Raw genomic sequence first — 12,193 nt, 5'->3', positions numbered from 1 at the left:
TCGGGCACGTTTGACCGACGTCTTGTCCGGCGCTTTATGACGGCAAAAAGACCTTTATACTAAAACATAGAGAACCATATAAAAGCCTCACAATCATGTTTAGCCCATTGGCAACCAATTGCGCAGACGCTACGTATCAGCCACACTAAGTCAAAGACTCATGGGGAGATCATCATGGACGATCACAATCTGTCAAAACTCGTCGAGTTGGCACGAGGCGTCCACATGAACGACAGCCAACGAAATGAACAGCGAAACAGCTTTGTTTATGGAAATACAAAGATCGAAAATGAAAACGTGACGCGTGAAATGGTCGAAACGATTTCGCGCGATGTCCCAATGTCGAAATTTGCTGCGAGATAAATCCGGGCAGAGATAGTTGTGGCAGTAAATCACAAGACTCAGTTAGAAGTCGAAAACGGCTTTCGCCAGTTCGACCTAACTCTTGAAGTTGTTCGACATTATTTGGAACCCGACAGGCCGTTTGCCTTGCGGGTTCCATTGATATTAGATTTGCAAAAAGCAGCTGTTGAAGGCATTGAAGCTGATGCTGGAAAATTAAGAAACACACCAGTTGGCATTCATAAGAGTGAGCATGATCCACCCCCTCCCCATTTAGTAGAGGGGCACTTATCTGAATTCTGCGAATTTATTAACAGTAATTGGCACGAACGAACTGCATTCTATCTTTCTGCCTATGCGATGTGGCGGCTAAATTGGATTCATCCATTTTCAGACGGGAATGGGCGAACGTCTCGTGCGCTTTCGTATTCTTTGCTTAGCTTAAAGCTCGGATACGTGCTTCCAGGATCACCTACGATTCCTCAGCAAATCGAAGAAGACAATGGACATTATATTAAGGCACTAGAATTGGCTGATATTGCAGCTCGACAAGGCGCCGAAGATATTCGCGAAATGGAGAACATGATTAGAGCAATGCTTGCCAAACAATTGCTGACAGTTATCGATGCAGCAGGTCAGATTTCAGATTGACTCAATCCCATAAAAAAGCTGGCGCTATAGACCTCTAAAACAAATTTCTTTTGTTAGTCACTTTGATCTACCGCGACGAGAAACGCCGCATTGGTCAGCGCGTTGACCGGCTCGGCCCAGAACGCCGTTCCGACCCGCTCGCAATAGGCATCGACAGACGCCGTCCAGTCCATCTTCGATCTCCCGCGAAACCTTGTTTCCGGTCTCGCACCTGCGACACCGGAACCCGGCGCCGCCACTGGTCAGGAGCCCGGTCCCGGCCTATTGTCTGCCGCAAAGGTGTCCTTGAGAATGGGAAATCAGACTTATGCATCGCATCGATGACAGCCGCCCGTTCGTTCCGCTGCGCATTGCCGTACTCACGGTCTCCGATACGCGCAAACCCGAGGACGACCGCTCCGGCGACACGTTGGTCAAGCGGTTGACGGAGGCCGGCCACGCGTTGGCCGACCGCGCCATCGCCACCGACGACGTGGACGCGATCCGCGACGTGGTGAAACGCTGGATCGCGGCGAGCGACGTCGACGTGGTGATCACCACCGGCGGCACCGGCTTCACCGGCCGCGACGTCACGCCGGAGGCAATCGAGCCCCTGTTCGAAAAGCGCATGGACGGCTTTTCGGAGGTGTTCCACCGGATCTCCTACGACAAGATCGGCACCTCCACGATCCAGTCGCGGGCGACCGGCGGCGTCGCCAACGCCACCTATCTGTTCGTGCTGCCGGGATCGCCCGGCGCCTGCAAGGACGCCTGGGACGGCATCCTCAAATGGCAGCTCGACTACCGCCACATGCCCTGCAATTTCGTCGAAATCCTGCCCCGGCTCGACGAACATCTGAAGCGTGGCAAACTCCAGCAGGCCTGAGGCCGGGCACCGCCCACGCGTTCACGCTTGCGTGAACTCGGCTTCCCCCCTCGCCATTCCCGGCTAGATGGCAGCTTCGACACACGTCGCATCTCCAAAAGGGAGGATTTTTCCTATGAGCCATTTTTCGCTTAGCCGCCGCGCCGTTCTGGCTGGCGCCGCCACGACGCTTGCCGCACCCGCCATCCTGTCGCAAGCCGTTTCCGTTCGTGCCGAAGCCCCGCTGACGGGCGCATCGAGCGGATCCTTCAATCGCATCAAGCTCGGCGACTTCGAGGTGACGACGCTGCTCGACGGCCATCGCGCCTCCGACGGCCCGCATCCGATCTTCGGCCAGAACCAGGAGGCCGACGCCGTTGCCGCGCTGATGGAGGAAAACTTCCTGCCGCCGAACCGCACCGAGTTCGTCTTCACGCCCGTTGTGGTCAATACCGGGTCCGAACTCGTCCTGTTCGACACCGGCCTTGGCGGCGACGCCGGATCGCTGACGCAGCAGCTGGCAGCCGCCGGCTATTCGCCCGAGCAGATCGACATCGTGGTGATCACCCACATGCACCCCGACCATATCGGCGGGCTGATGACCGGAGGCAATCCGACCTTCCCCAATGCGCGCTACGTGACGGGCCAGAGCGAATACGACTTCTGGTCGGGCGAGGACAAGCTCACCGGCCCGACCGAGCGGGTCGCCAAACTCGTCCAGTCGAACGTCACGCCGCTCGCCGACAAGATGACCTTCATCGGCGACGACACCGACGTCGTCACCGGCATCACCGGCATCGACACAGCCGGCCACACGCCGGGCCACATGTCCTTTCACCTCGAAAGCGCGGGCCAGCGGCTGCTGATCTGGGGCGACGTCGCCAACCATTTCGTCGCCTCGATCCAGCGCCCCGACTGGCACGTGCGCTTCGACATGGACAAGGAAAAGGCCGCCGCGACCCGAAAGCGCGTGTTCGACATGGTCTCCGCCGACAAGATCCCGGTGACGGGCTATCACATGCCCTTCCCCGCAATCGGCTACATCGACACGCGCGGCGGCGGTTACAGCTGGCTGCCGGCAACCTACCAGTTCAGCGTCTGAACCGGGCACACGTCAGCCAACGAAAACACCAAAGCCCCGGACACACCGCCCGGGGCTTTAATTCGACTTACGCTCTTTCAAATTTAGTTGCTTAAGGGCCGCCTACTTCTTCCAGGCATTGACGAACGCGGTAATGACAGCCGCTGCCCCCATTCCAAACACCGCCATGGCCGCCTTTTCATACCCCGAGAATGCCAACCATGTTCCGACGCCGAGAATTGCGAACAGGCCAATCAGGCCACCGCCATAGGCAACCAATCTGAAAATGTTGTCGCTATCCTGCTGCTTGTTCCTGGAGGCGATATACGCACGCTGATCGCGCTCTGCCATCGCAATGATACGCTCTGCCGCACCCGGAACAATTCGGTCATAGCCCTCCAAGGTTTCGGCTGGAGGCAGGGGGCCGGAATGATGTTTGGCAACGGTCCGCGAAACACCGATACTCACCATTCCCTCGCCTTCGCCGTCCATGACGGAAGCGAGGAAATCTTTGACAAATTCGGTGGCGAATTTATCTGCCTGATCATCAGGCAAGATCCGAGCTGCTGATGCGCGGGCAAGCGACTTGAGGCCCTCAGGACCGTCAAGGTGGTTCGAAGGATCCTCAGCGCCGCTTTCCGGGAGGTTCTGATTTGGCTCAGCCGGCGACTTTGATGTCATTTCCGACTTTTCGCGTAGCCTGCTTCAAGAATTTGGACGTGTTTGACCACGCGGCGTTAACGCTCTCACCGCGTTGAAGGGATATCCCGCCTTTTATAGGGACAGCCATCAAGGCAGGTCCAATGAGACCGAGAGCGGTCGCTCGAATTGCGAACGAGCGGAACGTTTTTTCGGGTGAATTACGCTTAGCCATTTCGCGGCTCCATTGGGCCACCAGACCCTCTAAATCGCACGTACTCTATTATATAGAGGCTGGGAGCAATGCGCATAAGGATGCACACTCCACCACTTTGCTGTGAATTGATACCATACCAACTCAAAGCGTGCACTTGGGTTATGACTTGTTGAAACTGGTTAAAATTTTAACCTGCTGGACCTAGGATTGGTTCTGGGAACTCTCCATGCATCGATTGGAAGATGCAATTTGTCGAGATAGCGCGACACACAAACCAACCCGAGCCGCGTCCCGCGCGACTCGGGCTTCTCCCTGCCTCAACCGGCCTCAGCGCGTCGCCTTCTCCGGCGCGGCGCCGGTTTCCAACGGCTCCGCATCGACCGTGTAATCCGGCACCGTCCGCATATAGGTTGCATAGGCGTCCGCATCCGGCGGCAGGAAGGTCTCGGCGAGCGGGTTCGCCTTGCGCCGTTTGCGCGCGCCCATATCCGCAAGAAGCTCGTCGAGATGGCGGAAGTGATAAGGCGCGGAACACAATCCGCCGTAGACCCCGGCGGCCGGGCGCTCGGTTCGCCGCCACGCCAGATGCCGTGCGATCCAGCTGTCCATCTCGACCGCCTTCGGCTGATGGGCGAGCTGGCCGTCGGCGTAACGCACCAGCCATTCGGCCGCTATGTTGCTGGTCAGCACCGTGGCGAAGGAGGAGTTCAACCCGACGAAGCCGAGATCGGGGATCTGCGGATTGACGATCAGCCGGTAGAGCTTGTACTGGCCGTCCTCCTCGATCAGCGCGCGCTTTTCTTCTTCGCCGAGATAGGGAATGCCGAGCTTCCAGCCGACCGCCTGAACGACGACATCGGCGTCGAGCCGCTCGCCGCCGGTCAAGACGACATCACCATCCTCATAGTGGTCGATGGTGCCCTGGATCGTCTTGATGCGCCCCTGCTTCAGGAACTTGAAGAAGCTTTCCGTTGCAATCGGCAGACCGCAGGAGATCGTCTCCTCGATGGGTTTCTTCGGGCGCAGGCCCAGTTTATTCAGCCCGAACTGGAGATTGAGAAGCGCTTCCAGCCCGCGCCAGTTCGCCCAGACCAGCGGTTTGGCGAGCGCATGCGCCAGCTTGCCGGCGCGCCCCATGCCCCAGGGCGGAAACATGCTCTCCGACGCGCGGCAATAAAGGATGCGCTTGAAGTTGACGAGCCCGGCGAACTTGTAGGGGACCCGCCAGACCGGCTCCAGATAAACCACGGTGACGCTCTGCGCGCCCTCGTTCACGGCATTCACCGCAACGTCGGTGGCGGACTTGGAAAAGCCCAGAACGACCACCTTCTTGCCCCGCACCAGCGCCGGGTCGGTGTATTCGCACGAATGCAGAACCGTGCCGCCGGAATGCTCGAAGCCGTCCTGCCCGGGATGCGTGAGGACGTTCTTGTCGCTGAACGTGCCGCTGGCGACGACAATGAAGTCGAACGCCATGTCGACTGCCTCCGCATCCGGCGTGTCGACGGTGAGGCGCCAGCCGCCGCCGGGGCGACGCTGCATCGCCTTGACCGCATGCCCGAAACGGATCAGCGGCAACAGCCCATTTTCCGTCGCGAAGGCGCGCAGATACTCATAGACCTGCCGGCCCGACGGCCATTCGGGATAGTCGTCCGGCATCGCCATGCCGACGTAGCGATAGAGATCCTTGGGGCTTTGCGTCTTGATCCCCGGATAGGACCTGGACGGCTCCCACACGCCGCCCAGATCGTGGCTGCGTTCCAGCACCGTGACATCATGCCCCCGGTCCCTGAAGGCTTGCGCGGACGCAAGTCCGCTCACGCCCGCGCCGATGACGCAGACCCGCTTGCGCTTGACCATATCGTCTCTCCTGAAGGCTCGAAAAAAGGTGGCCCGTCCAAAGACAGGGCCACCAGATGACCCGAAGGATCAGACCTTCAGGGAGAGCGGGTCGAAGGCCATTTCGTCGGGAGACAGGAACTGCACCTCGCGCATGGCGGATTGACGCACGACCTCTTCCGGGTCGCCCAGATTGTGCAGGTTGTCGAAAAGCTCGCGCAGGCGGCGCGCCGGGCTGACCCAGAAGAGGGCGCGCGCGGCCTGGTCCGTCAGATTGTAGTAACCGTGCGGGATGCCCATCGGCATGCGTACAAGATCGCCGGTATTGGCCTGATGGTGCTGACCGTCGAGATAAAGGTCGAAGCGGCCTTCCAGAACATAGATGAACTCGTCCTGGGTGGGATGGATGTGCGGCGGCACGAAGGTGCCCGGCGGGTCGAGCGTCTCGAAGCAGAAGCAGCTCTCGCCCTCCGACTTCATCCAGTAGGTGTGGCCGAGGATGCTCCACTCGACCTGGTCGATGCCGGTGCCGGCCGGCGTGATGCCGGGGTCGGTGCACACCTGCACCATGTTGGCGATGGATTCCTTCATTGCTCTCTCCCGAATTCTCGCGCGAGATCGCGCGCATCGTCCTCTGGACCGGACTTTTTTCCGCGCCGGTATCGGCGCGCCGCCGGTTTGTTTCTTGCGGGACAGTGATCCCGCAAGGTCGAGAAGAGCGGAAGAAAGGGCCGTGCGTCTATCCGCTGAACGACGCGCTTGTCCATCCAGCGCAGGCTTCTTGCCAAAACCCGGCGAAAATGATGTTGCGGCGCCGTAAATCGACACGGCCGCGCAACATCAAAAAAGGCGGGGTCAGGCCGCGGTGACGCTGCTCAGGAACGTCTGGATCTCCGTGCGCAGGCGTCCCGTGCTTTCAAAGGCCTCGCGCGTCGCCCCCAGAACCGAGGCGGCGGATTGCGTCGTCTCGCCAACCGCGCCGTCCAGTTTACCGATGCTTGCAATCACGGACCGGGTTCTGGAAGCCGCATTCTGAACGTTGGCATTGATCTCGTTGGTGGCTGCTCCTTGCTGGACGACGGAGGCGGCAATGGCGCCGGTGTATTGGTTCACCTCGGTCATGGTGCCGGCGATGGCGGCGATGGCCTCGACCGCATCGTCGGTCGACGACTGGATTTCGGCGATCTGGGAGGAGATCTCTTCGGTCGCACGGGAGGTCTGGGTCGCAAGCTCTTTCACTTCCGCCGCGACAACGGCGAAACCCTTGCCGGCCTCGCCGGCGCGCGCCGCCTCGATGGTGGCATTGAGCGCCAGAAGGTTGGTCTGTTCGGCGATTGCCTGGATCAGGGTCACGACTTCGCCGATCTTGCTGGCGGAGGTCGCAGTCCGGCGATCTTGTCATTGGTCGCACGAACGCCGTCGGTTGCCTGATTGACGATCTCGGTGGTGCGTCCGACCTGCTGCGAGATTTCCTGAATGGAGGAGGCGAGCTTTTCCGTCCCGCTGGCAATCGACTGGACGTTTTCCGAGGCGTCATTCGAGGCTCCGGATGCCTTCTTGGCCTGCTCGGCACTCGAGGCGGCAACCTGATCGAGCGATCCCGCGGTTGCCTGCAGGCTCGCATTCGCCCGGTCGACGGCCGAAAGCAGGTCCTGGGACGTTGCCTTGAACCCCTCGATCAGCGCCTTGACCTGCTCCTGGCTGTGCCGGCGCGACGCGCGGTCGCTGGCCTGCTGCCCTTCCAGCCGGTCCTGTTCCTTGCGGTTTTCGCAGCGCACGGAAACGGCGCGGGCGATATCGCCGACCTCATCGGGTCGCGCGGTGCCCTTGATGTCGAGATCGGCGTTGCCTTCCGCCAGTTCCATGATCCGTGAGGTAACGGTGCGCAGGGGCGAGAAGATGCAGCGACTTGCGAAGACAAGCGTCCCACCGGCAATCGCCAGCAAAAACAGGCTGACGCCGATGCCGAGCGTGCGTGCCGATCCGGCAATTGCCTGGCAAGCGCTCTGGTCCACCCCGATGATCGCCGTTGCAATCGGGTTGCCTGAAAAGTCCTCAATGGCGATCCGGTCGATAAAATACCGGCCGCTCGCGTCCACGCCCCCTCCGGTTGCCGTCGCGTCGGCCAGTTCGAGCGGGTCCATGCCCTCGGGCAACTGCGACCCGATCACCTCAGCACCGTTCTGCCCGTCCCTCAGAATCGCCAGCGGATATCCGGTCTGATGTGTAAAGTCGGCGACGAAGAGCTCGTGGAACCCGAGGCCGAACTCAACCGAGCCGAGATGCACGCCATTTCGCGTGACCGGCACCACGCCGCGATTGCCGATACCGGCAACTCCCTTTTCAAGGCCCGAGATGACGATGCCCTTGGTGTTGGTCTCGACCACCGTGTTGCGGAAGCCGGACAGGTCGTCGCCGAATTTCTCCGGCTTGTGAACGCGCAGGAAGGATTGCGCCGGGGCCAGATGAAACTGGAACTGGCGGATGCCGTAATCCGTCTTCAACTCCGCGAAGCCGGAGACAAATTCGGCCGCCAGCCCCTCGCGGTCGCGCTCCGCGAACCTGTCCTGAACGCCCGTCTGGCTTGCCACGACCTTCGCCAGCAAAAGTGCCTGCTGGCTTTCCGCCGCGGTCCTGGCCTTGAGTTGCTGCTTGGCGTTCGCAACCTCGCGGTCGAGCGCCGTTTCGGTGAGATCGGCCGCAACCCATTGGGAGAGGACAAAGACCGAGACAGATCCCAGCAAGGCCTGACCGAGTATAACGAACATCAACCTAGCTCGGATCGTCTTCATTCTTCCTGGGAAATAGAGCTCACGGCCATCCTCGCCGGCGCAGGAGCGGAGCCTGAACGCAAAGATCACATTCAAATATTAAGATATGACGATTCAGGCCGCTGATGCGCTCCGGTATTCCGTGCTATGCTGCGTCCGATGAAAGGGGCACCAAGCGCCCTGCTCCAGAGGATGCAAGGTAGGAATGACGGGCACCGCGATGCCGCTTTCAGGCCATGCGAAGGTCGCCACCCGCGACGTCTCGCAGGCCGCCGATCAGGTCGGTCGCATCTTTTGCGCACACCGGCTGACACCGCTCGACCGTGCCCAGACGTTTTCCGCCGTCCACAACAGCCGACGGTTTCCCGGCGGGTCAATCAATTACGTCGCCTACGGCGGCGACGTCGAAATCGACCCCGGCTGCCTGGAGCGCTTTTTCCTGCTGCAGGTGCCGCTACGCGGCGGCGCCGATATCAGCTGCGGACGCGGGATCACCGAAACGCGGCCCGGACGTGCTGCCTCGCTTCTCTCCCCGACGCGCCCGGCACAAATGCGCTGGCACGCCTCCTGCGGACAGCTGATCCTGATGCTCGACCGGGCGCCGCTGGAGCGCACCATCGCGGCGTATCTGGGAACGAACGTCGACGAGATCGTCTTTGATCCGCTGTTGCGGCTCGACAGCGAGCCCGGTCGCAGCATCGCCGCACAGGTTTCGCATCTGGCGCGTCTCGCAGCCGAACCGGATGACGACCGCGACCACCTGCTGCGCCAGATCGGCGAGGCCATCGGTCATACGCTGCTCTGGCAGCATGGAAGCAACCGCCGCGCCGCACTTGTCGGAGGGCCGGGCCAGGACGTACCGGAGCCGAGCCGCATCAGGGCAGCGCTGGAGCATATCGACGCCCATCTCGACCAGCCGCTCGACCATGCCGCCCTCGCCCGCCATTGCGGCTGTTCGCTGCGCGCACTGCAGAACGCGTTCAAGACGCATCGCGGCGAGACTCTCACCGAGGCTGTTCAGACCCGGCGGCTCGCCCTGTTGCGCGAGCGGTTGCTATCCGGCGCCCACGGCGACAGCGTGACCGAACTCATTCACGCTTGCGGCTTTTCCCATCTGGGCCGGGCGGCAAGCGCCTATCGCACAGCCTTTGGCGAACGTCCCAGCGATACACTCAAACATCGAAGATAAGTCCGATCTTCCGCAATCGAAATACAGGTTTATGACAATGGGCCATTACTTTGGTAATTTGAAATTAAATGAAATATTATAGATTAAATTATTCATACTATTTTGCCATATTTTAGAACGCGAATTTTCAATATTTTGCCATATCTTTGTAATGACATGATTTTTGCCGAATATTTCCTTTTCCGCTCCATGCATCGACCATGATCCAAAACGATCTTGTTTCTCGTGGACGGCAAGCAGTCGTTCGCTGACGGCCCGCCCAGGCACTGTCGGGCCGGCCGTCATCCACGAGAAAACGGAGGCTATTTCCATGAAGAAGACACTCGCAACCATCGCCGCCCTGACCTTTACCGGCGCCGCGGTCGCTCAAGGTGCGGGCTTCGCTGAGTTGGACGCCGACCAGAATGGCGCATTGACCTACGCCGAGGTCACCGCGGCCATGCCCAACATGACGATGGAGGCCTTTGCCGCAGCCGACACCGACGGAAACGGCACACTCTCCGAGGAGGAGTTTACCGCTGTGGTCTCGAAAACGGACGGCTGATCCTTCTTCCTTTTGCCCTGGTGGCCACCCCGTTTTATGCAAACGGGGTGGCCTCACCCGTTCGCGCACGACAGTGCTTTTCAGGCAAGATCGTTCCTGTTATGTTCCTCTTCGTCCGGGCTCTTTCGACCCGAGCTCACAACGAGTGGAGCAGCAATGCGCGCCTCCCACCATACTCCTGTTTCTCATCAAACCGGCGACCCTGCCGCGCACGAGGCCGGCTCGGCACCGACCGGCGACATTCGGGGTGCGAAGGGGCGTGGTGCCGGGCTCAACATGGCCGGGCGTTTCGAGCGCGAAAGCAGCGAAGCGTTCGATGACGGCTGGGGCACGCTCGACGAGATCCCTGTCCTCAGGACTCATGTGCAGGAAGAGCGCGCGCGGACGATCATCACCCGCAACGATTCGCCCGACATCTCCTTCGACCGTTCGATCAATCCCTATCGCGGCTGCGAGCACGGCTGCGTCTATTGTTTCGCCCGTCCAAGCCATGCCTATGCCGGCCTGTCGCCGGGGCTGGATTTCGAGACCCGCCTCACCGTCAAACCCAATGCGGCCGAACTCCTCGAACGGGAACTCTCCAAACCCGGTTACAAGCCGCGCACCATCGCCATCGGCACCAACACCGACCCCTATCAGCCGATCGAGCGCGACCGGGGCGTCATGCGCGACATCCTGACCGTTCTGGATCGCTGCAATCATCCGGTCGGCATCGTCACCAAGTCGGCACTTGTGCTGCGCGATCTCGACATCCTGGCCCCGATGGCGGAGCGCGGACTTGCCAAGGTGGCGCTCTCCATCACCACGCTGGACCGCAAGCTGGCGCGCACGATGGAGCCGCGCGCGGCGACGCCCTCGCGGCGGCTGGCCGCGCTCAAGGGACTGTCGGAGGCCGGCGTCCCGGCAACGGTGATGGTCGCGCCGGTGATCCCGGCCCTCACCGACCACGAGATCGAGCGCATCCTGGAAGCCGCCTTCGAGCATGGCGCGCGCGAGGCCGGCTACATCCTGCTGCGCCTTCCCATCGAGGTCAGCCCGCTGTTTCGCGACTGGCTGCTGCGCCACCGCCCGGACAGCTACCGCCATGTGATGAACCTCGTGCGCTCGATGCGCGGCGGCAAGGATTACGACGCGCAATGGGGCAAGCGCATGCGCGGCGAGGGTCCCTATGCAAAACAGCTCGCCCAACGCTTCTCACTCGCCTGCAAGCGCATCGGGTTGAACAGCCGGCGCCGGTCCCTCACCGCCGATCTGTTCAATCCTCCCCAGGCCGGTGGCGTGCAGTTGAAGTTGTTTTGAACCGAGACCGATTTGCAGGGGATCATCTGCCTTCACCCGCGTCAGGTCCTTGCCGGCTTGCCCCAGACCTGAAACCCTCGCGCAATGACTGGTTTCATCCTGCAAGCCGCGCTCTCGCTGCACCTGCCCGAAACGCTGGACCCGGCCGCGGAACGCGCCATTGCCGGGGGGTTCGGCGGGGCGCTTGCCGGCATCGACGAGGCCGGGCGCGGCCCCTGGGCCGGGCCCGTCGCCTGCGCCGCCGTTATTCTCGATTATGACAATCTTCCTGCCGGGCTTGCCGATTCCAAGGCGCTCAAGCCGGCGGACCGAGAACGCCTGCATGACGAGATCCTGGAAACGGCGGAGGTGGCGCTGGCCTTTGCCGCACCACGCACCATCGATGCGAAGAACATCCGCGCCGCGACACTCGGTGCGATGGCCCAGGCGGCAAGCGCTCTGGCGCTGACGCCGCTTGCCTGTCTGATCGACGGGCGGGATGTGCCGCCGGGTCTCCCCTGCCCCGGGCAATCGGCGATCAAGGGCGACGGACGCATTCTGTGCATTGCCGCCGCGTCCATCGTCGCGAAGACGGCACGCGACCGGTTGATGGCGAAGATGGACGAAACCTGGCCCGAATACGGTTTCGCGGCTCACAAGGGGTACGGGACCGCCGGACATGCGGCAGTTGTGTCCAGCAAGGGACCCTGCCCCCTGCATCGGGTGAGTTTTCGTCCCGTTCGGGCAGCGCTTGTCCCATCGGACTGATCATAAGTCCGGCGCAGCGAACCGACACGG

The 12,193-nt window shown here is 61.2% G+C and carries 14 protein-coding genes; 9 read left to right on the top strand and 5 right to left on the bottom strand.

The window, feature by feature from the left end:
• The first annotated feature begins 174 nt into the window (after positions 1 to 174).
• From BLU32_RS02215 to BLU32_RS02200, 4 genes are all read left to right on the top strand, one after another.
• Positions 175 to 363, top strand: a complete 189-nt coding sequence (locus BLU32_RS02215) for a hypothetical protein (protein WP_093804790.1) — start codon at positions 175 to 177, stop codon at positions 361 to 363.
• Positions 364 to 381: 18 nt separating this feature from the next.
• Complete coding sequence (locus BLU32_RS02210; RefSeq protein WP_157727457.1) at positions 382 to 993, top strand: Fic family protein; 612 nt, start codon at positions 382 to 384, stop codon at positions 991 to 993.
• Positions 994 to 1,300: 307 nt separating this feature from the next.
• Entirely contained in the window at positions 1,301 to 1,858 is a 558-nt protein-coding gene (gene moaB, locus BLU32_RS02205; protein WP_093804788.1) for a molybdenum cofactor biosynthesis protein B, read from the top strand.
• 115 nt (positions 1,859 to 1,973) lie between these two features.
• A complete protein-coding gene (locus tag BLU32_RS02200) occupies positions 1,974 to 2,939 on the top strand; it encodes an MBL fold metallo-hydrolase (RefSeq protein ID WP_093804787.1) in 966 nt (321 codons plus the stop codon).
• Positions 2,940 to 3,041: 102 nt separating this feature from the next.
• Here BLU32_RS02200 and BLU32_RS02195 read toward each other — a convergent pair whose 3' ends face one another.
• The 3 genes from BLU32_RS02195 to BLU32_RS02185 form a co-directional block, all read right to left on the bottom strand.
• On the bottom strand, positions 3,042 to 3,599 hold the full coding sequence (locus BLU32_RS02195; RefSeq protein WP_093804786.1) for a DUF2335 domain-containing protein: 558 nt from the start codon (positions 3,597 to 3,599) through the stop codon (positions 3,042 to 3,044).
• A gap of 502 nt (positions 3,600 to 4,101) precedes the next feature.
• Positions 4,102 to 5,634, bottom strand: coding sequence for an NAD(P)/FAD-dependent oxidoreductase (locus BLU32_RS02190; RefSeq protein ID WP_093804785.1), 1,533 nt, complete (start codon positions 5,632 to 5,634; stop codon positions 4,102 to 4,104).
• 69 nt (positions 5,635 to 5,703) lie between these two features.
• Complete coding sequence (locus tag BLU32_RS02185; protein WP_197673684.1) at positions 5,704 to 6,204, bottom strand: cupin domain-containing protein; 501 nt, start codon at positions 6,202 to 6,204, stop codon at positions 5,704 to 5,706.
• Between BLU32_RS02185 and BLU32_RS21560 the strand changes: the two genes are divergently transcribed.
• Positions 6,204 to 6,482, top strand: coding sequence for a hypothetical protein (locus BLU32_RS21560; RefSeq protein WP_157727456.1), 279 nt, complete (start codon positions 6,204 to 6,206; stop codon positions 6,480 to 6,482). The genes BLU32_RS02185 and BLU32_RS21560 overlap by 1 nt on opposite strands.
• Here BLU32_RS21560 and BLU32_RS02180 read toward each other — a convergent pair.
• Positions 6,469 to 6,966, bottom strand: coding sequence for a methyl-accepting chemotaxis protein (locus BLU32_RS02180; RefSeq protein ID WP_157727455.1), 498 nt, complete (start codon positions 6,964 to 6,966; stop codon positions 6,469 to 6,471). The two genes, BLU32_RS21560 and BLU32_RS02180, sit on opposite strands and share 14 nt — an antisense overlap.
• Positions 6,963 to 8,405 (bottom strand): cache domain-containing protein, encoded by a 1,443-nt coding sequence (locus BLU32_RS02175; RefSeq protein WP_093804783.1) that lies wholly within the window; start codon positions 8,403 to 8,405, stop codon positions 6,963 to 6,965. The genes BLU32_RS02180 and BLU32_RS02175 overlap by 4 nt, the downstream gene beginning before the upstream one ends.
• Positions 8,406 to 8,589: 184 nt before the next feature.
• Between BLU32_RS02175 and BLU32_RS02170 the strand changes: the two genes are divergently transcribed.
• From BLU32_RS02170 to BLU32_RS02155, 4 genes are all read left to right on the top strand, one after another.
• Positions 8,590 to 9,573, top strand: coding sequence for an AraC family transcriptional regulator (locus BLU32_RS02170; RefSeq protein ID WP_093804782.1), 984 nt, complete (start codon positions 8,590 to 8,592; stop codon positions 9,571 to 9,573).
• A gap of 310 nt (positions 9,574 to 9,883) precedes the next feature.
• Entirely contained in the window at positions 9,884 to 10,117 is a 234-nt protein-coding gene (locus BLU32_RS02165) for an EF-hand domain-containing protein (protein WP_093804781.1), read from the top strand.
• A 156-nt stretch (positions 10,118 to 10,273) separates the two neighbouring features.
• Positions 10,274 to 11,416, top strand: a complete 1,143-nt coding sequence (locus tag BLU32_RS02160) for a PA0069 family radical SAM protein (protein ID WP_093804780.1) — start codon at positions 10,274 to 10,276, stop codon at positions 11,414 to 11,416.
• An 84-nt stretch (positions 11,417 to 11,500) separates the two neighbouring features.
• Complete coding sequence (locus BLU32_RS02155) at positions 11,501 to 12,163, top strand: ribonuclease HII (RefSeq protein ID WP_093804779.1); 663 nt, start codon at positions 11,501 to 11,503, stop codon at positions 12,161 to 12,163.
• Positions 12,164 to 12,193: the final 30 nt, after the last annotated feature.

It is taken from the genome of Stappia sp. ES.058 (genome assembly GCF_900105595.1).
Lineage (GTDB): Bacteria > Pseudomonadota > Alphaproteobacteria > Rhizobiales > Stappiaceae > Stappia.
Note: the sequence above shows the minus strand (reverse complement) of the source record. Positions and strands in the feature narration are given on the sequence as shown.